Below are 21,933 nucleotides of genomic sequence, written 5' to 3'. Positions count from 1 at the left end.
TAAACTAGATTGAGAATAGAAGTAAATTTCCCCAGATAAGCTAAAACCCCTATACAAATTAGGGTACAGATACTGAAATCAAATTTTTATGGTTACTATCCAATAAACAAATCCACTACCCTTTTTCATGCTGAATTTTAGCATCGGAGTGATAAACAGCAATATAACTGGTAAATCTTGATAAGTTAGAACTGGCTTCATGCACGTTAATGCCCATCTGATCCATTCAAGCTGGTGCTGAACTCGAAAAGCTAGGATGAAGAATCTTATTGTCTGGCCATCAGGACGCTTAAAGCTATACAATCACTCCACCTGAAAAAACTCCAATAGATAAACTGTTACTAAGTTTGACCTTTTATATACCTATATGATATGAGTTTTAGTCAAAGCATAAAGACTTTTAATATTTTAAAATACCAAACAGCCAAGGACTTTTTTAAGCCTTGGCTATTTTTCATTCTTCTACTACACGTAGCTCTATTATTTTTTGAACACATTCTTATCTAATAAACCATTCATGGAAAAGACTCAGTGATTATTGATCGTTTCAACCTTTTCTTGAGTATAGCGGGCTGCGGATGAACCTGCTAATTTTCCAAAGACTGCTCCAGACATTAACCCGGATCCACCAGGATAGTTTTCATAAAAAATCCCCCCAATCATTTCACCAGCCGCAAAGAGACCTTTTATCGGTTGTTCTTCTTTGTCTAACACATGACCCGTTGTATCTACATGCAAACCACCGAACGAGAAGGTGATTCCGCACGTTACAGGGAAAGCATAGAATGGACCTTGTTCAATTCGAAGTGCCCAGTTGGATTTAGGAGGGGTAATTCCTTTCGTTCCTTTGCCATCTTTCTCTGCGGGTCTATACTCGCCATCTTGTACGGCACTGTTATACTCTTCGATCGTTTTAAGAAATTGTGTTTGATTGACCGGCAGTAAACTAGCCAACTCCCCCAGCGTATCTGCTTTATAAATAGTCGCTTCTTCAAGGTCATATTCTTTACGCAGCATCGGGCGTACCTGTACATCATAAATTTGATATGCCACATGTCCAGGCTGTTTTAATACCTCACGGCCGTATTTGGCATAGGTGTAATTTCGCAAATCTGCTCCTTCATCAACAAACCGTTTCCCTTCATTATTAAGCATGACGCTATAAGGATAAGAATGCTTTTTAAAAATATCTCCCGGCTTTGTGAAGTCCCCTACTTTTGGCGCATTATAATCTGTCCCAATAGAATGACATCCAGACCACTGCCCAAATTTTTGAGCCCCCACTGCCATAGCCATGGAAATGCCGTCTCCTGTGTTGAACTCGGTTCCACGAACAATAGCCGCTTCCCATTCTTCACCAATATTTTCACTTCTCATTTTCTTATTGGCTTCAAAGCCGCCACAAGCCAAAATCACACCGGATGTCTGAACAGTTACCATTGTATGATCCTTCTCAACAACGACACCGGTTATTGTGTTATGCTCTGATACAAGCTCCACAGCACGTGAATCGTACCAAACGTCGATGCCGATTTCTTCTGTCCGCGCAAAGAGCTGTCTCATTAAGCCAACGCCTTTATCCTCCGTTTTGATAGGCAGTCCTCCCCAGAAATTGCGCTTGCCATCTTGTACGAAAGATTGATTTTCATAATTCAATTCAAATTTTATTCCCTGATCACGCATCCACGTAATTGTTTCATACGAACTAGAAACCAGCTGTTTTGCTAACTCAGGATTACTTTGTCCACCTGTTACTCGCATTAGATCATTGTAATAATCGGATTCCGAGTATTCAGGCATTACAATTAACTCGGATTCTTCAACTGTTAATTCAGGTATTATATTTCTGATTGCGTCTAAATTATTGTATGCAACACGAATGGCTCCATCCGTGAAGAAAGAGTTCCCTCCACGCTTTTCCACTGGTCCTCGTTCTAATACAAGAACTCTAGCACCTCCCTCTTTTGCTGAGATTGCGGCACATAAAGCTGCGTTTCCTGCCCCTACTACGACTACATCATAATTTTGTGTATTTGACATTTTTACCCCTCCTGTTAAGTAGTGAACTCTTCATTTAAATATTAAGTGAAAATAATGAATAAAAATAATATTGTTTTTTTATTCATTGCCATAGAAAAATTTTATGAAAAAATGCAGGCAACGCAAACTATTGTGAGTCTATTGATTTACATAAAAAGATAGATTTCTTTTATTCATTAGTTGTATTATACTTTTAGAAATCAAATAAATTATCATTATTTATAATTACCCATAAATTTTTTTTATGGTTAAAGGAGAAAAATTTTATGGATGAAAAAGACTGGCTAATTTTAATTACTCTTTACGAAGAAAGAAATATAACAAAGGCAGCACAACGACTATTTATTTCTCAACCAGCTTTATCCTATCGTATAAAACAGCTGGAAAAAGAGTTCAAAACAAATTTAATCTCTAGAGGCAAAAGAGGTGTCGAGTTTACAGTTGAAGGGGAATACCTAGTTAAATATTCGAAAAATATGCGTAAGCAATTAGGAGCTGCAAAAGAGCAGATTTCAAATTTGGATAAAAAAGTAAAAGGAACTTTGCGATTGGGTGTATCTGGCTTGTTTGCCCGATATAAACTACCAGTATTATTAAAAGAATTTCTAACCCTATATCCAGAGGTTGAAATTAGTTTGAAAACTGGATGGAGTTCTCAAATTCATCAAATGCTTCAAAAAGAAGAAGCACACCTCGGGATAGTTAGAGGTCCTTACAAATGGCAGGAAAATAAAGTATTATTTCAAGAAGAAAAGATTTGTATTGCCTCCAGTAAAAAAATTGAATTAAAAGAACTTCCTTTTCTTCCTAGAATTAATTATCAGACAGACCAATCGTTAAGGAATACTATTGAAAACTGGTGGCAGGAAACATTTGCGGTACCACCTAAGATTTCAATGGAGGTAGATCGGATTGAAACATGTAAAGAACTGGTTCTTAATGGTTTAGGATATGCCATTTTACCAGAAATCTGTATTAAAAATGATGAACCACTGTATACTTTCCCCATTGTATTAAGCGATAATAGCTATTTGCTTAGAGAAACTTGGGTTTTTTATCGGGATGTGACTATGGATTTGGCACAAGTAAAAGCATTTATTGATTTTCTTAATGATTCTAAACAATAGAAATAAGACGAATCGAAATAAAACTAGTACAAAGGAAGAGAATTAATATGAAAAAGTGGGATTTAAATAATGCAAGCAAGACAATCCAATTTTCAGCTGCACTTCTAACTGCTTTTATTGGAGGCGGCCTTTTCTCTCTTATCAGGTTGCCAATCCCCTGGCTTCTAGGTCCAATGGCAGCCCTATTAATTGCATCACGTTTCAAAAACGTTAAATTAATTTGGCCCGTTTCGATGAGAAATACTGGATTAATTATTGTAGGTTATTCAATTGGCATCTCTTTTACCAAGAGCTCACTGTCTGACATGATTAGTCACCTTCCCTCAATGTTGATCCTTACAACCTTAATTGTCCTTGTGTGTGTATGTTCGGCTTTTGTTATGTCAAAATATTCCGGTATTGACTATCCTACCTCCTTAACGAGTAGTATTCCTGGAGGTTTGTCACAAATCGTTGTGTTTGCAGAAGAAATGAAAGGTATTGATATTACTCTTGTAACCTTTTTCCATGTTACAAGAGTAATAATGGTTGTTTTCTTAGTTCCCCTTTTAATTTTCAGTCCCATTTTTGCAGCGAAAAGTACCAATGACTCATCTAAAATAATGAATAACGTTATTCCAGAGTGGAGTGATTTATTTCCTCTTATCTTTCTATTCGCGCTTATTTGTTTTCTCGCAGCAAGAATAGGTAAAATATTTAAATTACCAGCTCCTTACTTTTTAGGACCAGTAATCGTTGCTGCTGCAATAGGTCTTTTAGGTTTGCAGGGACCACCACTTCCCCCTTCACTTCTTGATATATCTCAATTTATGGTTGGCGGTTATATCGGTTTACTATTAAAACCGGAACAACTTGACAACAAAAGAAAAACCTTATTATTGGCTTTGATGAACGGACTAATTTTGATCTGCGCAACAATGTTTTTTAGTTTTCTACTGACGCGGTTTTATGATTTATCGACTATTACGGGTTTTTTAAGTTTAGCCCCTGGTGGAATGGATCAAATGGGAATCATTGCACAAGAAGTAAATGCTGATGTATCTACTGTTACCAGCTATCAACTATTTCGGATGGCTTTTATTTATGTCGCAGTGCCTCCATTACTAAGAATAGTATTAAAATTAAGTTTAAGAAAAAAAGACAAGAACAGTAATGTAAAACTAAATGTGAAATAAAAAAGAAGAGAGCTTTACTCAAGGACACTGAAAAAGTCTGATTTATAAAGAAAAGAAGGTTATCATCCACAATATTTAGATGATGACCTTCTTTTAAATACTAAAAATATCATTAAATTTTTTAAAAATTTCGTTATTGAATAACTTATCCTTTGGCTTTCTTTGCTCTACTCCCCATCCTTTTTAAAGAATAAATAATTTTGATATCAATACAAAAAAAATATGTATTTAACTTATTGTTCTCTCTGTATTACCTTTAATAAAGAAAAGCGCTTAGCAAAGTGTAAAACTAATTAATATACCAGTTAATTTTTCTGAAGAGTCACAAAATTATTTCTTAGTCATCCAGAAATCAATTGAAAGCGCATTCAAAATATAGGAGGGGATTTAATAATGTTTGTTACAATTTTAGGCATCTCCATGGTTACCGTTTTTACCTATTTAATTATGTCCAAACGTTTATCACCCATTGTTGCTTTAACTTTAGTTCCGATCGTTTTTGCAGTAGTTGGTGGTTTTGGAAGTAAAATTGGGACTATGATGATGGAAGGCATTAAGCTAGTCGCTCCTTCTGCAGCTCTATTATTATTTGCCATATTGTTTTTTGGTATTATGATAGACACGGGCTTATTTGACCCACTTATCAAAAAGTTATTAGAAGTCGTCAAGGGAGATCCTGTCAAAATTTCGATGGGTACCACAATTCTTGCATTACTCGTGGCCCTAGATGGAGACGGTACAACAACATATATCATTACTGTTTCAGCTATGTATCCACTTTATAAACGAATCGGTATGAATCCATTGGTTTTAGCCACAGTAGCCATGCTAGCTTTAAGTGTTATGAGTGGTATGACCCCTTGGGGTGGACCTGCTACCCGAGCAATAGCAGTATTGGGACTTGATGCATCCGAATTTTTTGTTCCGCTTATTCCTACCATGATTGGTGGTGCTCTTTGGGTTATTTTCGTCGCATTTATTTTAGGGAAAAAAGAACGTAAACGACTGGGTGTAATACACATAGAAGAGTTGAAAAATGAAATAGCTGCTACTGTAGAAAATGAAGCCACTGAAACATTTCCTCATATTGACATTAAACGTCCTCGTTTTTTGTGGGTTAACTTATTAATTGTGGTAGGCATTATGGTCATTCTTATCATGGGATTGGTACCTTCCCCTATTTTATTTTTGGTCGGTTTCGCCATTGCTTTAATGATTAACTACCCTAATCTGGAAATGCAAAAAAGACGTATCTTAGCACATTCTGGAAACGCTTTAATTGTTGTTCTATTAGTTTTTGCGGCAGGAGTATTTGCAGGAATCTTTTCCGGTACAAAAATGGTTGATGCTATTGCTAATGGACTGGTTGCGATAATACCTGCTTCATTAGGACAGTTTTTTCCTGTCATTGTTGGCATTACAAGTATGCCATTCACTTTCGTTTTATCGAATGATGCCTATTATTTTGGAGTTCTCCCTATTCTTGCAGAAGCAGCTTCAGCCTATGGTATTAGTCCGTTAGAAATTGCTCGGGCTTCTATATTGGGACAACCCGCTCATTTAATGAGCCCACTTGTTGCATCAACCATTCTATTAGTTGGCATGGTTGATAAAGACCTTGGAGAATATCAGAAATTCGCATACAAATGGGCCATCTTGACATCGTTAATCTTAACAGTATTAGCTATAATTAGTGGTGCTATTTCTTTTTTGTAAATTATTAAGTCCTTGTATACTAGTTTGCTAGGAAATATCCGCAGGTTCCTTTCCAAAAGCTAAAAGCAGTTGTATTTCTTAGGTGAAATCAACTGCTTTCATTGTTGTTTTTTATTTTCCCTATATGGAAACCTCAAAACAAAAAGGCTTACCTTAAAGTTTAAAGGGTTCCGTTTTAAGGTACTTTTCTAAAAATCCGTGCTGAAATGGCAGTCGTTTTGACATCGGTATTGGTATATAAAAAAGCAAAAACTCGCCATAGTAATTGGCGAGTTACTTTATTTGGAATACCTAAACCTTATTTAACTAAAGCACCCGTTAGATTAACGTTTATCTAAACGCATCCCGTTAGACAAAATAAAAAAAGGCCCCAACCCCTGTGATATCAAGGATTTGAGCCTTTGGTAGTTGATGACCTATGAGGGATTCGAATATACAACAAAAGAATAAATGGTTTTTGACCCTAAATAGAAATATAATTTAGTAGATATATGATAAGTAAGTATGAAAAGGTGGAGTTTTATTGGATATTTTATGGTGGGGATTAACGATCGTTTTATTTGCTTTAAGTTTTGTAGGAATTGTCTATCCTATTATTCCCTCGGTTGTTGCCATTTGGGGAGGATATGCAGTTTATCAATTCCTCATTAATTCTGATGAGTTATCCTTATGGTTCTGGATTAGTATGGTTGTGTTGAGCGGTGTATTAATCGCGGCCGACATTATCGCAAATAGTTATTTTGTTAAAAAGTATGGGGGGTCAAAAACATCCGAGACAATAGCAGCTATTGCCACGATTGTTGGTTCATTTGTCTTCCCTCCTTTTGGGATAATTCTCGTACCATTTTTAGCAGTCCTCGTTTCGGAATTAATCATCCAAAAAGATATAGTGAAGGCTTCTAAAGTTGGGTTTGCTACTATAATCGGTTTTTTAGGCGGCAGTTTAGCCAAAGTATTAATTCAATTATTGATGATTGTTTTTTTTATTTTAGCGGTAATTTTTTAATTATTTATCAACGGCCACATTAGGAAAAAGCTGACTTTCAACAGTCAGCTTTTTCTATTAACAGAAGTCCCATTGACTTATCTGGTACAAGATAATCAGAGAAAAAAGTGATGGCGGAAAAGGAACTATTTGCGTGGCCTATTGTGAACAGTTCTTTAACGATAGAACTCTTTTTAGAATTCTAATATTTTTTTCACAACTCTTCCTTCCCTGTCAAAGAGTACCTCAAGACATGATCCCCACCCACGTTTTCACTGCCGTCGCTAAAATCAATAGAGCCAGTATGACCTGCAGGACTTTTACCTTCATTTTTTTACCGGCTATTGCCCCAAGCGGAGAGGCTATTAAACTAGCTACAACCATGATCAGTGCCGGATAGTAATCAACTTGTCCCGTTGAGATTTTCCCTATTGTTGCACCAATGGATGAAATGAAAGTGATGGCTAATGAAGACGCAATCGTTACCCTGGTTGGAATTCTTAAAACGATAAGCATGATCGGAACTAATAGAAAGCCCCCTCCAGCACCGACTATACCGGCACCTAAACCAACGATTAAGGCAAGGATGGCCGCAAGCCATTTATTAAAGGTAACTTGTTCCAAAGGAATGTCATCTATTCCTTTCTTCGGAATGAACATCATGACAGCCGCTATCAACGCCAAAACGCCATAAACGATATTCACTCCGTTTTCTGACATCGATCGTGATCCAAAACTTCCAACCACGCTTCCGATTAACACACTGATCCCCATATAGAGAATAAGCGTTTTATTTAAATGTCCGCTCCTACGATAGCTCCATATACCTCCGATGGAAGCGAATAAGACTTGTACAGCACTTATACCTGTCACATCATGTGCACTAAATGCCGTTAAACCGAAGATTGGGGGAATAAACAGAAGCATTGGATAATTTATTATCGAGCCACCAATGCCGAGCATTCCAGAAACGTATGAACCTATAAAACCAATCAAAAAGATGGTAATGATAAAGGTGATATCCATTGTAAGTGCCTCCCTTAAAAGAAGGGAACCCTATTGGTTCCCTTCTCTTTATCAGCCTTTTCTGACCCAAAATTTCAGTATATCATTTTCTTCTGCCGTTTCCATCAATTCATGGCCACCGGATCTTGACCAAGCCGCTAAGTCGGCTTTAGCTCCTTTATCGGTTACATGTATTTCCAGCACTTGCCCGGTTTGCAAATCATTCATGGCTTTTCTCGTTTTAACAATCGGCATTGGACATGCAAGTCCCTTAGCATCTAACACTTTATCTGAATGCATATTATTTCTCTCCTATTTTCTTGGCTTCTATTTTCATCAGTATTAGCGAACCGCACAACGATTTGGTCCGATTTCCATTTCACGTTGTTTTTCATCATCAGGCTCAATTTTCCCCATATTGGTTTCACGAATTTCTTGATAAGCGTTTGGTTGAGGCGGTAAATTACCTGTTACCAGCTCTCTGAATTCCGTTTCATCCTCAATGTTCAAACCATGATTGTCAGCAAACAGCGCACCCAACTTTTTAGCGACACTTCCGTCTTGATTCAATTCATCGATGATCATGAAATGAGATGGCAATACGATTAACTCGTCTGATAATTCCCTATAACGTGTATACAGTGTTTCTCTCAAGTCCCCTACCCAATCCTCAGCCAATCCAGCTAAATCCGGTCTGCCAATGGAATCGATGAATAGTATATCCCCGCTTAGCAAATATTTTTGATCGACCACAAATGAAGTGGATCCTATGGTATGGCCAGGGGAGTATAATGCTTGGATATCAATCGCTGTATGACCGACCGTTATCACCTTACCGCTTTCTAATGGCTGATATTCAAAAGTTACTTCAGCCGCATCTTTTGGCGACAGCCAGTAAGCTGCATTTGTTCTTTCGGCTAATCGTCTTCCACCTGAAATATGATCGGCATGTAGGTGCGTATCCAAAACATGTGTAATTTTCACTCCGATACCATCGGCGAAGTCAAGATTAGCATCAATCATTCTTGAAGAATCAATAACGGCTGCTTCACCATTGGAAATGACCATGTAAGATAGACAGCCTTTACCTTGTCGAACAAATTGGTAAATTTCGCCGCCATTGGTCAATTCGCCGATTTTCACTGGTTCCAAGTGTTCACTCCATGCTTTCATACCGCCCTTTAAATAAGAAACATCCAACCCAGCTTCAGATAACATTTCAGCTACCATAACAGATGAGCCTTCCTTTGCACACACTACAAGGATTTCTTCATCGGCCGGGATTTGATTGAGGATTTCCTCCACGCCATCCAGTAGATCAAAGTACGGAATATTAAGGAATTCAAAGTTTTGCCCTTCAATTTTCCAATCATTAAAGTCACTTTCATTTCGAACATCCAAAATAAATAAGTCAGTTTTATTGATTACTTTCTTTGAAACCTCAGCGGCTGTCATTTGCTTAATCGTCATCCCATATACCCCCTATAGTATTAAAAATTACAAAAAATTTTACCTCCATTAAACAGTTAATGTAACATCTTTAGCGAACTCTAAAAATGTGATCACTCCACCTACTTCGATACCGTCAAGGAAAGCTTCTTTTTCCAAGCCCATAACGTCCATGGTCATTTGCCGTCCTTTTATTCTTTTACGGATTTTTGTGAAGGTCCGCTCCATTGACTCATGCCGGGGACAACATTGAATACCTGTTCAAATCCAGCAGCCGTCAGTTTTTGTACAGCAAGATCACTTCGGCTGCCAGTACGGCAAATCACGAAAATCTCTGACTTCTTATCAAGTTCACCCATACGTTGTTCCAATTCACCCAATGGAAGGAATTTAGCTACTGGAATATGATTAAAAGCGTATTCCGCAGATTCTCTTACATCCAGGATGATCGTATTTCTGTTTTCTTCCATCACTTGTAAAAGTTCTTCATTTGAAATGATTTTTTCATGCTTCTTCACTTCTGTTTCTTCTCCGCTTGCTTTCCGAAGATAATGTTTTAGTGTGGTTCCTTCTTCAACCGTACCCAAATATTGATGACCTGTACTTTCCGCCCAGGCTTTCATATCGGCAGTCGACCCTTTATCAGTCGCTTGAACTTCCAGTACTTCCCCCGCTTCAAGGCCATTCATGGCTTTTTTCGTTTTTACGATTGGCATTGGACAAGCTAAACCTTTAGCATCCAAAACGGAATTTGTGTTAATCATTTTATTTCCTCCTGGTATTTTTATAGGGGTGGGGGTATATTCGGATGTAAAATTATTCTGTGGGACCTTCCCATTCATTCATACCACCCATCATGTTCAACACTTTAAATCCATGATTCTCAAGTAACTGTGCGGCCCTTGAACTTCTGCCCCCTGACCGACAGACCATGATATACTCTTTTGATTTATCCAGATCCTGCATTCTAAATTCCACTAGACCCAACGGGATATTCAAAGCATTTGGTATTTTCCCTGCCTTTACTTCATCCACCTCCCGCACATCAATAATATGGACTGGTGAGTCTCCCATTAATAATGCTTTCACTTCATTCGGTAAAATTTCTTTCATCGTTTTGATATCCTCCTTTTATTAGTGCCAAGAACTCATGCCGCCTTTTACGTTGGTTACTTCTTTAAATCCGAGTTTTTTCAATGCTTTACTCGCACCACTGCTCCTCATTCCGCTTTGGCAGATTACAATTACTTCTTTATCTTTTGTAAGTTCTTGTGCCCTTTTGCCAAGTTCGCTTAAAGGTATATTCTTAAAGTCCTTAATATGGTTGCCCCTATATTCGTTAGGAGTACGGACATCAATGAATTGCTTATTTCCTTTGTTACTCAGTTCAGCTTTTAACTCAGCCGCATTTATATTTTTTATCCCCTTTACAGGGACAAATCGCTGAAATAAAAACCAAACGATGACACCTAGTATGATGATATTAAATATAGTTCCCATTTGAACTCATCCCTCCAGTACCAAATTTATATAAATAAGTTTACATTTCCATCCTCTGCTTCAGCTAAATAAGCCGCAACACCTGCATACTCAATTCCATCCAATAATTCCTCTTGCTGCAAGCCCAATAAATCCATTGTCATCGTACAGGCTATTAGTTTGATTTCCTGTTCTTGGGCCAGCTCAATTAAATTTGGCAGTGACATGGCGTTATGTTTTTTCATCACGTGTTTGATCATTTTAGGCCCCATCCCAGCAAAGTTCATGTTTGATAGACCCATTTTATCAGAACCACGCGGCATCATTTTTGCAAACATCTTTTCAAGAAATCCTTTTTTTAATGAAATCGGCTCATCCTTCCTTAAAGCATTCAAGCCCCAGAATGTATGGAAGATGGTCACTTCATGATCGTAAGCCGCCGCCCCATTTGCTATGATATAAGCAGCCATTGCCTTATCATAATCACCACTAAATAAAATGATCGTCGTTCTTTTCTTTTCAGTCATTATGTTTTCCTCCTGATCGATATTCCATTTCATATATACCATACGGGGTATAAAATATGTTAAAAAATATAGTTCGTCAACCCTATTCACTAAAAAATGAACGGAATAGGGTTTTCTTTATTTAATTGGTCCATGATTGATTGAAGTCAAACCTTCATTCACTTCGAATATTTTTCCATTGACCTTCTCTATACCAAACCCTTTTAACCGAGCTGTGTGCATAGTCAAGTACTTACATGCGGATTCCCTCGTTTCAAACAGATAAATGCCACCAGCTTCCTTTGCCTCACTGTCTTCGGTCCAAATCTTCCAGATCAATCCTTCTTCATCATTAATGCTTTTTGCTAAATCCGTAAATTCTTTTACCATTTCGTGACCGAATGGTCCCTCCATTTTAAAATCCACTTGTAAAATATAAGACATGAATAACACTCCTTTTTCTACGGTCAGGTCAAATTCTTTTACCTGCTTTTAATCAGTAACTCAACCGCTTCCTTGACTAGATGTTCAGTACTTTCGCCTTTCTCGACGTTTTCCCGAACGCATTTCTCAAGATTGTCACTTACAATAACACCCATGGTCCTATCGATGGCATTACGTGCAGCAGACAGCTGAGTGACGACTTCCCTGCAATCTTTTCCCTGCTCCATCATTCCAAGAACACCCTTGATTTGTCCTTCAATCCGCTTCAAGCGATTAATGACATTTTTATCATACTCCATACTCCGCCCACCCATCTATATACTTTTCCTGTTAAGAAGCGCAGCCCCAAGTTCACTTCCAATTTATTAGAATTAATTATCGTGAGTTTGCGCTTTACTCGTGAGTTTGGGCATTTTACTCGTGAATTTATGCGTTCTTAACTTGTGAGTTCATATTATACCTATAGGGGTATATTGTCAAGCCGTTTAATTCACACTTTTTTTGAAAAAAAATAAAAGATACCATATACGGCAGCTTTCACTAATTAATTCCATTCTTCAATTATTTCAGCACCATAAGAGTTGTCGATTATGCAGCGCCAGGTTCCAGTGGAATCCTTTCTAAATACATATGTCGCGGTTCTTTCCATAGAGAATGCTTGTGTTTGATATTTACTTTTATGTTGAACAAAACCAACTTCTTTAGCTAATTGTTGTAGAGAAGACAGAGAGAAAAAGGCGTGAAGTTTTTGAAAATAGAGATTCATTTAGTCTAAAACAGAAAAACTCATAAAAAACGCCATCCTTTCTGTATATTTCTACAAAAAGAATAGCGTTTTTTCGTTATAAAATTAATTTTTTGCTAAGATTTATTAAAAGAGCCTGAAACAATTTTCCCTTTGTGCATAACCGCAAGGCGCCTTGCACGTCTTGCTACTGCTTCCGCTGAACAACTTGCTTCCACAAAAACAGCATCCGCTTTATCGCCAATAGTCGGCCAAACTCGCTCCCCCTCTGAATTAAGAGGTGTTTTCCCGCCAGTAATAAAACCAAGGGCCCGTCCTAATGACCACTCATCAATCCAAGCGAAACGTTCAGCCATCAGACTAGCTTTGTAAAGCACGTCCCCTGTGCCGAATGGGTCCCAATGATCCGTTATGCTGTCATTTACAAGCGAGACATTTATACCCTTTTCATGAAGCAACGGGATTGGAATTGTGGGAATATCGATAGGTACAGTAGAAGCAATTGAAATACCCGCTTGAGCTAAAGTTTCCGCCGCATCGGCTGCCACTTTAACTGGAACATCTCCGAGTCCAAACGCGTGTCCAATTGTAACTCTCCCCTGCCAGCCTGCTTCTTCTGTAAGTTTAGCCAATCGTTTCATCGTATAAATTCCCAGGTGACCAGGTTCATGTAAATGCAAATCTATATCTGCATCCGCTTCAACTGCAAGCTCTATGAGTGCATGTAATGAAGCTTCAATATTTTCATCTACTATGGCCGGATCCAATCCCCCTGCAGCAGTAGCTCCCATTTGCAATGCTTCCCTTACAAGTGGAACGGAATTACTTCGCAAGAGTCCGTGCTGAGGAAAAGCAACTAACTCGTAAGAAAGCTGTCCATCGTATGATTTTAATGCTTGTAAAACTGCTTCCATGTTTTTCAACCCAATTATAGGGTCAACATTACACTGAGCCCGTATGTGGGTTACTCCATTCTGTAAAAGCAGCTCCAAAATCTTCTTCGCCCTTTCTTCCGCGACAGAGAGAAGAGACGGAAGCATGTCTTCTTCTTCTTTCATTCGGCCAAATACATCCACAAATGGGGTACATGCTTTCCATTTACCTCCATAGTATGTTTTGTCCAGATGAATATGCATATCCTGAAAACCTGGCAGCATAAGCAGTCCGCCTGTATCCTGAACTGGCAACCCAACGGGTAAATTCTCATGAGCTGGGATTATTTTAGTGAATTTTCCTTCTTCAACAAGGATATGACAGTTTTCCGTAATTGTTTTTGTAACCATTCCATCCTTACGAAGGAAAGCGCTTTCAATTAATGCATTTGCTAACCAATATGTTTGTGTCATTAAAGCATCATCCTTTCATTTCATTCATATTTAATTCAGGTGGAAGTTTTTTGAAGAAATTTGTATTTAGTCCTAGGTAAATAACTCCAACTGTCAACCAAATCAAACCTGCAGTCTTTGCATACATATCCAATTTGTATAAAAAGAATAGCGTGATTATTGCTCCAATAGAAGGGAATAACAAATATCGTACAATATTTATGCCTTTACGTTTTTTCTGCTTAATAAAATAATAAAATATAACAGATATATTTACGAAGGTACAGCCAAACAGTGCGCCGAAGTTTACTAAAGAAATGACTGTTTTTACATCAAGAAACAAAGCAGTTAAACTAAGAGACCCGATAAATAAAATACTATTTGTTGGAGTAGCTTTTTTAGGGTGAATGTAGCCAAAAAACTTTGGTATAATTCTGTCGCCACCCATTTTACACAGCATACGGGAACAAGAGGTTTGTGCAGCTAAAGGACCCGCTATTGCTCCAATCATGGTGAAAAAAGGATAGATAACAGCGAGTATACCTAATCCAATCTTTTTAAATAATTCAAGTGCTCCCGTATTTACATCTGTGAATTCACTCCAGCCTGCAGGCCAGGCTAATAGCATTAAGTAAGATACGATTGTAAATAAAAGCCCCGCACCCGCACAAATTATTAATACCGCTCTTGGAACATTAACTCTCGGATTTATAGCTTCTTCCGCTACCATTGTTACAGCATCAAATCCAAAATATGATAGTACCAGTATAGATGCACCAGTAAAAATGACTCCCCATCCTACTTCGGGTTTAGCAAACTCACTAGAGTTTACAAATACATCCCACGAGAAAAAGGATCCCATTCCTCCACCTTGGGCAATAAATTTAATTAAAAAAATCGTTACAATAGCTATAATGGAGAGTTGAACCAAAACAATCATATTGTTTACTTTGGCAGTAACGTTAATGCCAACATAGCTAATCGTTGTCACAAGGACAGTTAATCCGAGGATCCATATCCAATTAGGTATTTCGGGGAAAATCGCATTCATATAGTTAGCAGCAATAACGTAAGACAGCATAGGTACAAGAAGATAATCCATCATAACAGTCCAACCTGTTAAAAAACCAATATATGGATTTATTGCCTGTTGGGCATACGTGTATGCAGAACCTGAAACCGGGAAAGCGGCAACCATGCTTCCATAACTAAATGCTGTAAACAGTATAGCTATTGCGGTTAAAGCGTGAGTTAAAGAAAACATTCCGTGAGTTATATTAGATACAATTCCATACATATCAAAAATTGTCGTAGGTATTAAATAAGCAAGGCCGTAAAATACAAGGGAAGGAAGGGTTAGAACTCTCTTAAAATTCGGCTCTTCTTGAATTAAACCAGTAGTAACGGTGGCTTTAGCTCTCAATATAATTCCCCCTATTATTGGTATCAGGTGTATGTGCTTTGAAAGTTCTTATACTCCTCTACCATTTTGATATAATGGCTTTTCACATCTTCAATATGTTCTTTCATTAATTCAGAACTTCTATCTGAATCTCCTTTTTTCACCGCATTCAAGATCTGTTGATGGTAATAAAGTGCATTTTTTGTATCATCATAAGTTGCCATTTCAATCCTTACTTTTTTGAAAAATTCTGAAATATTATTATACATATCAATAATCACTTGATTGTTTGTAGATCGTGCAAGCGTTCTATGAAATACAAGATCAGGAACAATAATAGAAGATTCCATTTTAATACTCACTTCTAAGTCGACAAGCGATTGTTCAAGGATATTGATTTCATTTGGTTTTATCCGTTTTGCAGCTAAATAAACGATTTCAGCCTCAATCACTTTGCGAAGTTCTAATAAGTCTAGAGAATTCTCTATATTGACAGATATATCGAATGTGCTTGAAAATGCTTTATCATTGAGCTGTAAACTTTTCTTTACATACACCCCCTTTCCTACTTTTTTTTCAATAATGTCTTTTTCAGAAAGTGATTGCAATGCCTCTCTTACAGAAGATCTGCTGACTTCTAATAGTTTTGCCAATTCTCTTTCAGACGGAAGCTGGTCACCACATGTAAGATTATTTTTAAGAATAAAATCACATAAAAATTTTTGAACCGTTTCACTTACAATTGCCATCTTTAAGTTCAACTCCATAGCTTTAGATATCAGACCGGTCAGACCAGTTTATACAAAAAAACACCCTAGTTATTTGACTAGAGATTTCTCTCCTCCCCCTTTCCTATTATTTGAATTTTCTATATTCAATATGCAAATCCCATTCCAAATTAACAAAATACTGTTATAACGCTAACTATTAGTAAAATCAGCAAAATCATTATGCATATTAGAATAAAAAATTTAATATTGCATAATTGATAGTTGTTTTTTAAAATTTCGAGATGCAAAAAACCTAAATTCTAATGATAATAGGGATTGTGGAAGGAATGTACTTTAAGTAACGTGGCAGGTTAATTGAAGAACAACATCAATTAGAAAATATGTATCCTGAACGAAATATAATTACAAAGAAAGCCCCAGGAACTTATGAATTTCTGGGGCTTTCTTTGTAATTATGAAAAGAGTGTTTATTTCAAAACTACTGGTCAATATATAGTTTCTATTACTGTATAGATTATTTCTATAATTCATCTCCTAAAACAAAAACTATAATAAAGAAAAGTAACTAAACACATTAAAAAAAGTAGGCTTTCATTGAAAGTTTAGTTTTAAAATAACTTTAAAAGTGGTGACGAAATGCAAAAAGTAGTTGGAATTATTGGTGGAATGGGCCCGTTAGCAACTGTTGATTTAATGAATAAAATTATTTCTTTTACACCTGCAATGAAGGATCAAGATCATATCCATATCATTGCCGACAACTATTCTCAAATACCTGATCGAACTACAGCCATTTTGGGAAAAGGAACAGATCCTACTCCATATATTATACAATCAGCACAGCGACTAGAGAACGCTGGTGCAGATTTTCTAGTAATTGCATGTAATACTGCTCATTTTTTCTTTGAATTAGTACAAAAATCTGTTAGTATTCCTATCTTGCATATGCCTTTAGAAACGGCTCGCTTTTTACAAGAAAATAGTTATAGAAAAGTAGGTTTGTTAGCTACAGACGGGACGATTAATACAAAACTATATCAACATAGTTGTCAACACTACGATATTGAGGTCATTGAGCCTAATATAGAAATGCAAAAAGAGGTGATGGATGGAATTTATGCTATTAAAGGTAGTAATTTAGAGAAAGGGCTTTTTTGCCTTTCAAAAGTTGCTAATAAATTGATAAAACGGGGAGCAGTAGCTATTATAGCAGGTTGTACAGAGATTCCTCTTGTGCTTAAATCGGCCCAAGGTATTTGTATCATTGATCCAACAGAAATTTTAGCAAAAACGGTAATTAAAACAGCTAATGAAACAAATAAGAAAATTCATTTGGTATAATTTTAAAGGTAAAAGAAGACATGGGGGTTTACGTCCTTTTACCTTTTAAATGTATAATGTATAGGGAAGTGTTATAGTAGATAAAAATTAGGAGCAGCCAAACATGAATATTGAAAATATTGAAGCCTTCATCTATGTATGTCAAGTGGGTAGTTTCAATAAAGCAGCAGAAGCTCTTTATTTAACTCAACCATCTGTAACAGCACGGATTCAATCCCTAGAACGTGAAATTAATATAAAGCTTTTTCATCGAAACGGAAATAAAATTTCCTTAACTGAAAAAGGAGAGTATTTTTTTCCACATGCACAAAAAATTCTTCAATCATATCAGGAAGCAAAGTACGGCCTACAACAGGTAAACATCCCATATGAGCTCGTAATTGGGAGTGCTTTGTCAATCTCTAATAACATTCTTCCTGATATTTTGCCATCTTTTATCTCGGAGTTTAAGGACGTCAGAATAAAAATTATAACAGGGCATTCTAAAGACATTTTGCACAAGGTGATTAATAAAGATGTAGACTTTGGCATTGTACGTACAGAAACTCACCCTCAAATAGACTCAATTCGTCTTTATAATGATCCTATCAGTCTTTTCGTTCCTCGAAATCATGTTTTTTTAAAAGAAGAGAGTGTAACAGTAGAAGATGTAAGTAAACAACCACTTATCCTTTTTGATTATGGATCTATGGATTGGCTTACAATTCATCGTCTATTCTTAAGTAAGGGTTTGAATCCAAATATATACTTAGAAGTTGATAATATGGAAACAGCTAAAAATCTTGTACTGCAAGGCGTAGGTATCTGCTTTCTACCTGAGCATTGTGTTAAAAAAGAATTTGAGAATGAAGAGCTATTTCGGGTAGAAATGACACCTCCTGTGAAAACAAATATTAGTATTGATTTTATTTATTTAAAAGGTAAACCTAAATCTGTTTTTATGGATTTCTTAAAAGATAAAATGTTTGAACAACACTAAACCGATTGAGACATCAATCGGTTTAGTGTTGTTTTAATTAATGTATATATTCATTAATCCACTTCAATTGCATAATGATCAGAAAGTTCCGATCATGGGTATGGCATAACAATCAACTAGTGAAGCCAAAAATAAAAACGTGCCCATTTGTGAACACGTTTTTTATTTGAAGGGGAAATTAATTGGTCCTTCCTGTATCTTAATTCGCATACAAGCGATATTGGTCGCTTAATGTATCCCCATTACCGTAAATATAGGCTTTAGAGCCAGAAGTATAGGAAGAATTGTCGTACTTCCATTTAATTCTGAGTCCCATGTTTCCGCCTGCTCCATATGTTTCATTGCCATTCTTCTTAATATATTGCGAGAAGCTATCCCACGTCCTGGGGCCAACCACACCATCAACTTTCAAGTTGTTTTCTTTTTGATATTTCTTTACACCCGCTTCGGTTTTGGGTCCAAAAATTCCATCAACGTCAACCACTGCTGAATCTGTATAAAAACCCATGACATTCAGGATACACTGCATATTTTTGACCTCCACCCCATGTGTGTCCTTCCGGAAAATGGAGTTTTTATCCCAGCTTTCGGGGTGGTGAAAACCTCCAGCAGATGCTGAAGCGGTGGAAAAGGATATCCCAAGGGCCATTGCCAATACTACCAAACTAGTAAGTAATTTCTTCATAGCTCCATCTCCCTCTTTTTTTGTACATCCGAACTACCTTACCACTTCCCCTCAGATTTTATATTTCCCTTCCGACCAATGTCCTGTTTTGAATTTGCTAAACAAACAGTGATGAACCATAGCTCATCGCCGATATCCCGATCAAAGCTTTTAATCCAAATGGAGGTTTTGTAATAGGGCCAATTATTACAGCATCATGGTCATCTAAGAGGTGTTTTTTTACTCTTATATGGGTTGGCAAAACCTTTATATCAACTTGGTTTTTAAGAATGGAGATTGTTTACGCTGGAATGAAAAATAAAAATTAGGTTAGCAAAAAAGTTATCAACCTACTATTCTATACTAATTTGTACTTTTTAATTATTATCCAAAATAATGGAAATGAAATGGTATTATATATAAAAAGGAGATTAACTATGAGTTCACGAAATATCAGAAAGGGCATGGTTAATTATGGGAAAGTAAGAATTTTTCAGGATTTAATGCGTTTGAATTATTAGTATAATGTGGTTTTTTAACATGGTTGGGTGTTGAGAAATTCAACTTTAATGGAGTTGCAACGTTTATTATTTCTTTTACTTTTTTAATGTTTATTTTTTTCACCCGTCTATATCTTTTATTAAGTGTTTTATTTTCTTTGGCCTGGGGGGTTTAGGTTTTTTATTGATAACATTTCTAGTTTATATTACTGGTGGTAGTCCTACATTGTCACTCATCATAGGTATTGTTGGCTTAATATTAGGAGTTTTAATAAGTTTTGGAGCAAGAACCTTAGGTAAACAATATTACGATGATATAGAAATTGATAATTAATTTACCTTTGCGTAGTTCAAGGGTTTATTTTAGTTATAAGATGTTCGTACCCTCCAATCAAGTTGGTGAAATATAAACACAAAGAACCGTAAAAAAATAAGGAAACATTCGTGTTCTTATTTTTTTACAGACGACTTCTAGAAACGTATTTTATCCTTCTTATACAACTAACCTGCCCTTTAGTTTAAATGCATTTCTTCACAATATCCATTTATCTTACTAGACGTTACTAAACAATCTGGCCCTATACATAAAGAAAGAGCGCAATTCTTACTCCTGAATTGCGCTCTTTAACGGAACAAAGAAAAAATTAGTTTATGGAAACGATTCGAGTAATGACCGGCCACTATGGAAATATTCATAGTGATCCCCAGTCTATCATGTAGTGTTCCTGTTATAGTTTCTAACAATTTCCATTTCTTTATTTTTTAGTGTATCACTCAACAAGCTGACCCTCAATAAAATGCACCCTCTTAATTACCTTTCCTTCCTTATTTTTATCATAAACATTGTATTGTTTTTGTGGTTCAGCATCTGACCAAATTATATATGCAATTAGATCATTCTTATGATGTTCTAGCCGCTCTGTATTCATGTAACTTTCATCAAGCTGCCAGTCTCTTTGCAAATCCTCACTTTCCCTATAAAAGGACATATCAAAAATCCTGTTTTTGCCTTCTATTACTTTCATTTCTTCTTCAACTGGATGTTATTTACTGTATTTTCCAACTAATTCTTTCAATTCTATTAGATCTTTTGGTGGATTTAGAATCATATAATGCTTAATCAACTAAGTATTAGTTTACAGATTAAAAATATGGATTATAAGGTAAATATTCCCTAAATATTTTTATCAGACTTATGAATCAATGATCTTTCTTTAGAGATTGAACCAATATATAGCCAATTTTCTTTAAAACTTTTGTTCAAGAAAATGGTAACGGAACAACTCTATTGTTACTCAACAATTTTCTAATCCACCTTTTGATTCAGATGTACTTTCCTTTCACTATAAGAAAACCCCTTTAGATAACCATTCAAAGGGGCAAAGCATCGTAACTTTTTTGCAAACATCGCGACTTTATTCAAAATATCGCATCTTTTTTATAAACATCGTGACTTTATTTTAAATCCACACTATGTACAATTTTAGATTTCATTTCTTTAGCCATTGCAGGTTTACTATGTAACCGATGTGCGAACAAAAAAGACCTTCAATTGAAGGTCTTTACTCATATGAGGAACAATGTGGAAAAAGGCCCCTCCGTTAATGTATCAATAAGACCATTTCTCATCATCTGTAACCCACTGATTTTTCTTTAAATCAAAGGATTCATAATCATCGTGAAGAGAAAAGTAGGCTGGCAATGTGATTGCTTGTCCATCTGCTTTTTTCCAGCAATCTGCGACCCAAGTAGCAAACGCTTGTTTTTCTGCAAGGTTAAGTTCTTCTTCATTTTTTTCGTAGAAATCCCAAAAGTCATCTGTTTGATTACCTAAAAGGTGGGTGTATCTTACATTTTCAATCATACCCAGACTACCTGCAAAGATAGTAGAATCCTTACCCTCGTTAAAGACTTCATTAGCTTGTCTATCCATTGAGAACATAGTAATGGATAAGTCAAACTCGGAAGGATCATCTACAAATGCTATAAAATCCAATAATTCCACTTTAGAGTAAATGGTGTATTTATGTAACTCCTTTATATTACTGATTAATGTTTCCGATTTTGCTTCAAGGTTTTCTTCCACTGACTTCATATAACTGTCTACCGTATAAAGAGATTTAACTTCTTCATCTTCTTTGACTGTTTTTTCTTCATCTTCTTTGACTATTTTATCATCAGAATTGGCTTTCTTGTTCTCCATGTTTAATGCTTCACAACCCAATAACCCCAATAATAAAATAGAAAAGAAAACAATTAATGCCTTTTTCAAATATTCTCCTCATCTCTATAACTTTTCCATCATACTTCAACCAATTAT

22 protein-coding genes and 1 pseudogene are annotated in these 21,933 nt (G+C 36.3%); 6 read left to right on the top strand and 17 right to left on the bottom strand.

Translation table 11 applies throughout. The features are described 5' to 3' along the window. Positions 1 to 528 precede the first annotated feature (528 nt). Positions 529 to 2,040, bottom strand: a complete 1,512-nt coding sequence (gene tcuA / locus NYE63_RS11750; RefSeq protein ID WP_342605252.1) for an FAD-dependent tricarballylate dehydrogenase TcuA — start codon at positions 2,038 to 2,040, stop codon at positions 529 to 531. Positions 2,041 to 2,306: 266 nt separating this feature from the next. Here tcuA and NYE63_RS11745 point away from each other — a divergent pair, with 266 nt between their 5' ends. The 4 genes from NYE63_RS11745 (at position 2,307) to NYE63_RS11730 (ending at position 7,064) form a co-directional block, all read left to right on the top strand. Continuing rightward, a complete protein-coding gene (locus NYE63_RS11745; RefSeq protein ID WP_342605251.1) occupies positions 2,307 to 3,167 on the top strand; it encodes a LysR family transcriptional regulator in 861 nt (286 codons plus the stop codon). A 47-nt stretch (positions 3,168 to 3,214) separates the two neighbouring features. Next, entirely contained in the window at positions 3,215 to 4,342 is a 1,128-nt protein-coding gene (locus tag NYE63_RS11740) for an AbrB family transcriptional regulator (protein WP_342605250.1), read from the top strand. Between the two features lie 393 nt (positions 4,343 to 4,735). Further along, on the top strand, positions 4,736 to 6,058 hold the full coding sequence (locus NYE63_RS11735; protein ID WP_342605249.1) for a citrate:proton symporter: 1,323 nt from the start codon (positions 4,736 to 4,738) through the stop codon (positions 6,056 to 6,058). A 523-nt stretch (positions 6,059 to 6,581) separates the two neighbouring features. Further along, the gene (locus NYE63_RS11730; protein ID WP_342605248.1) at positions 6,582 to 7,064 is read left to right on the top strand and encodes a DUF456 family protein; all 483 of its coding nucleotides are present in this window, start codon (positions 6,582 to 6,584) and stop codon (positions 7,062 to 7,064) included. 225 nt (positions 7,065 to 7,289) lie between these two features. Here NYE63_RS11730 and NYE63_RS11725 read toward each other — a convergent pair whose 3' ends face one another. The 13 genes and pseudogenes from NYE63_RS11725 to NYE63_RS11665 form a co-directional block, all read right to left on the bottom strand. Further along, positions 7,290 to 8,069 (bottom strand): sulfite exporter TauE/SafE family protein, encoded by a 780-nt coding sequence (locus NYE63_RS11725; protein ID WP_342605247.1) that lies wholly within the window; start codon positions 8,067 to 8,069, stop codon positions 7,290 to 7,292. Between the two features lie 51 nt (positions 8,070 to 8,120). Continuing rightward, positions 8,121 to 8,348 carry a sulfurtransferase TusA family protein gene (locus tag NYE63_RS11720; protein ID WP_342605246.1) on the bottom strand — a complete coding sequence of 76 codons (228 nt, stop codon included), beginning with the start codon at positions 8,346 to 8,348 and terminating at the stop codon, positions 8,121 to 8,123. Positions 8,349 to 8,390: 42 nt separating this feature from the next. Continuing rightward, positions 8,391 to 9,518 (bottom strand): MBL fold metallo-hydrolase, encoded by a 1,128-nt coding sequence (locus NYE63_RS11715; protein WP_342605245.1) that lies wholly within the window; start codon positions 9,516 to 9,518, stop codon positions 8,391 to 8,393. A gap of 48 nt (positions 9,519 to 9,566) precedes the next feature. Continuing rightward, positions 9,567 to 9,686, bottom strand: a pseudogene (locus NYE63_RS11710) (DsrE/DsrF/DrsH-like family protein); the annotation flags it as partial. A gap of 2 nt (positions 9,687 to 9,688) precedes the next feature. Next, the gene (locus NYE63_RS11705) at positions 9,689 to 10,261 is read right to left on the bottom strand and encodes a sulfurtransferase TusA family protein (protein WP_342605244.1); all 573 of its coding nucleotides are present in this window, start codon (positions 10,259 to 10,261) and stop codon (positions 9,689 to 9,691) included. A gap of 52 nt (positions 10,262 to 10,313) precedes the next feature. Beyond that, complete coding sequence (locus NYE63_RS11700) at positions 10,314 to 10,610, bottom strand: rhodanese-like domain-containing protein (RefSeq protein WP_342605243.1); 297 nt, start codon at positions 10,608 to 10,610, stop codon at positions 10,314 to 10,316. Positions 10,611 to 10,631: 21 nt separating this feature from the next. Further along, positions 10,632 to 10,997 (bottom strand): rhodanese-like domain-containing protein, encoded by a 366-nt coding sequence (locus NYE63_RS11695; RefSeq protein WP_342605242.1) that lies wholly within the window; start codon positions 10,995 to 10,997, stop codon positions 10,632 to 10,634. 26 nt (positions 10,998 to 11,023) lie between these two features. Beyond that, positions 11,024 to 11,503, bottom strand: a complete 480-nt coding sequence (locus tag NYE63_RS11690) for a DsrE/DsrF/DrsH-like family protein (protein WP_336866487.1) — start codon at positions 11,501 to 11,503, stop codon at positions 11,024 to 11,026. A gap of 117 nt (positions 11,504 to 11,620) precedes the next feature. Then, a complete protein-coding gene (locus NYE63_RS11685; RefSeq protein WP_342605241.1) occupies positions 11,621 to 11,926 on the bottom strand; it encodes a monooxygenase in 306 nt (101 codons plus the stop codon). Positions 11,927 to 11,964: 38 nt separating this feature from the next. Then, positions 11,965 to 12,225 (bottom strand): metal-sensitive transcriptional regulator, encoded by a 261-nt coding sequence (locus NYE63_RS11680; RefSeq protein ID WP_342605240.1) that lies wholly within the window; start codon positions 12,223 to 12,225, stop codon positions 11,965 to 11,967. Positions 12,226 to 12,787: 562 nt separating this feature from the next. Next, positions 12,788 to 14,017: an amidohydrolase gene (locus NYE63_RS11675; protein WP_342605239.1), complete on the bottom strand. Its 1,230-nt coding sequence runs from the start codon at positions 14,015 to 14,017 to the stop codon at positions 12,788 to 12,790. Between the two features lie 7 nt (positions 14,018 to 14,024). Continuing rightward, positions 14,025 to 15,419 (bottom strand): APC family permease, encoded by a 1,395-nt coding sequence (locus NYE63_RS11670; RefSeq protein WP_342605238.1) that lies wholly within the window; start codon positions 15,417 to 15,419, stop codon positions 14,025 to 14,027. A 23-nt stretch (positions 15,420 to 15,442) separates the two neighbouring features. Then, the gene (locus tag NYE63_RS11665) at positions 15,443 to 16,147 is read right to left on the bottom strand and encodes a FadR/GntR family transcriptional regulator (RefSeq protein ID WP_342605237.1); all 705 of its coding nucleotides are present in this window, start codon (positions 16,145 to 16,147) and stop codon (positions 15,443 to 15,445) included. Positions 16,148 to 16,765: 618 nt separating this feature from the next. Between NYE63_RS11665 and NYE63_RS11660 the strand changes: the two genes are divergently transcribed. Further along, on the top strand, positions 16,766 to 17,470 hold the full coding sequence (locus NYE63_RS11660; RefSeq protein WP_342605236.1) for an amino acid racemase: 705 nt from the start codon (positions 16,766 to 16,768) through the stop codon (positions 17,468 to 17,470). A 103-nt stretch (positions 17,471 to 17,573) separates the two neighbouring features. Further along, on the top strand, positions 17,574 to 18,449 hold the full coding sequence (locus NYE63_RS11655; protein WP_342605235.1) for a LysR family transcriptional regulator: 876 nt from the start codon (positions 17,574 to 17,576) through the stop codon (positions 18,447 to 18,449). A gap of 199 nt (positions 18,450 to 18,648) precedes the next feature. On the opposite strand, the gene NYE63_RS11650 is transcribed toward NYE63_RS11655, so the two are convergent. The 3 genes from NYE63_RS11650 to NYE63_RS11640 form a co-directional block, all read right to left on the bottom strand. Further along, complete coding sequence (locus NYE63_RS11650; protein ID WP_342605234.1) at positions 18,649 to 19,134, bottom strand: peptidoglycan-binding domain-containing protein; 486 nt, start codon at positions 19,132 to 19,134, stop codon at positions 18,649 to 18,651. A 1,249-nt stretch (positions 19,135 to 20,383) separates the two neighbouring features. Next, on the bottom strand, positions 20,384 to 20,638 hold the full coding sequence (locus NYE63_RS11645; RefSeq protein WP_342605233.1) for a hypothetical protein: 255 nt from the start codon (positions 20,636 to 20,638) through the stop codon (positions 20,384 to 20,386). Positions 20,639 to 21,222: 584 nt separating this feature from the next. Continuing rightward, positions 21,223 to 21,885 (bottom strand): hypothetical protein, encoded by a 663-nt coding sequence (locus NYE63_RS11640; RefSeq protein WP_342605232.1) that lies wholly within the window; start codon positions 21,883 to 21,885, stop codon positions 21,223 to 21,225. Positions 21,886 to 21,933: the final 48 nt, after the last annotated feature.

It is taken from the genome of Peribacillus sp. FSL E2-0159, assembly GCF_038643155.1.
Classification (GTDB): Bacteria; Bacillota; Bacilli; order Bacillales; family DSM-1321; genus Peribacillus; species Peribacillus simplex.
The sequence above is the reverse complement of the archived record's forward strand: the minus strand, read 5'-3'. Positions and strand labels throughout refer to the sequence as shown.

Bases quoted from the DNA above. Each gene is read 5' to 3' on its own strand.
- tcuA (WP_342605252.1), bottom strand. From the start codon at position 2,040: ATGTCAAATACACAAAATTATGATGTAGTCGTAGTAGGGGCAGGAAAC.
- NYE63_RS11745 (WP_342605251.1), top strand. From the start codon at position 2,307: ATGGATGAAAAAGACTGGCTAATTTTAATTACTCTTTACGAAGAAAGA.
- NYE63_RS11740 (WP_342605250.1), top strand. From the start codon at position 3,215: ATGAAAAAGTGGGATTTAAATAATGCAAGCAAGACAATCCAATTTTCA.
- NYE63_RS11735 (WP_342605249.1), top strand. From the start codon at position 4,736: ATGTTTGTTACAATTTTAGGCATCTCCATGGTTACCGTTTTTACCTAT.
- NYE63_RS11725 (WP_342605247.1), bottom strand. From the start codon at position 8,069: ATGGATATCACCTTTATCATTACCATCTTTTTGATTGGTTTTATAGGT.
- NYE63_RS11720 (WP_342605246.1), bottom strand. From the start codon at position 8,348: ATGCATTCAGATAAAGTGTTAGATGCTAAGGGACTTGCATGTCCAATG.
- NYE63_RS11715 (WP_342605245.1), bottom strand. From the start codon at position 9,518: ATGACGATTAAGCAAATGACAGCCGCTGAGGTTTCAAAGAAAGTAATC.
- NYE63_RS11705 (WP_342605244.1), bottom strand. From the start codon at position 10,261: ATGATTAACACAAATTCCGTTTTGGATGCTAAAGGTTTAGCTTGTCCA.
- NYE63_RS11700 (WP_342605243.1), bottom strand. From the start codon at position 10,610: ATGAAAGAAATTTTACCGAATGAAGTGAAAGCATTATTAATGGGAGAC.
- NYE63_RS11695 (WP_342605242.1), bottom strand. From the start codon at position 10,997: ATGGGAACTATATTTAATATCATCATACTAGGTGTCATCGTTTGGTTT.
- NYE63_RS11690 (WP_336866487.1), bottom strand. From the start codon at position 11,503: ATGACTGAAAAGAAAAGAACGACGATCATTTTATTTAGTGGTGATTAT.
- NYE63_RS11685 (WP_342605241.1), bottom strand. From the start codon at position 11,926: ATGTCTTATATTTTACAAGTGGATTTTAAAATGGAGGGACCATTCGGT.
- NYE63_RS11680 (WP_342605240.1), bottom strand. From the start codon at position 12,225: ATGGAGTATGATAAAAATGTCATTAATCGCTTGAAGCGGATTGAAGGA.
- NYE63_RS11675 (WP_342605239.1), bottom strand. From the start codon at position 14,017: ATGACACAAACATATTGGTTAGCAAATGCATTAATTGAAAGCGCTTTC.
- NYE63_RS11665 (WP_342605237.1), bottom strand. From the start codon at position 16,147: ATGGCAATTGTAAGTGAAACGGTTCAAAAATTTTTATGTGATTTTATT.
- NYE63_RS11660 (WP_342605236.1), top strand. From the start codon at position 16,766: ATGCAAAAAGTAGTTGGAATTATTGGTGGAATGGGCCCGTTAGCAACT.
- NYE63_RS11655 (WP_342605235.1), top strand. From the start codon at position 17,574: ATGAATATTGAAAATATTGAAGCCTTCATCTATGTATGTCAAGTGGGT.
- NYE63_RS11650 (WP_342605234.1), bottom strand. From the start codon at position 19,134: ATGAAGAAATTACTTACTAGTTTGGTAGTATTGGCAATGGCCCTTGGG.
- NYE63_RS11645 (WP_342605233.1), bottom strand. From the start codon at position 20,638: ATGAAAGTAATAGAAGGCAAAAACAGGATTTTTGATATGTCCTTTTAT.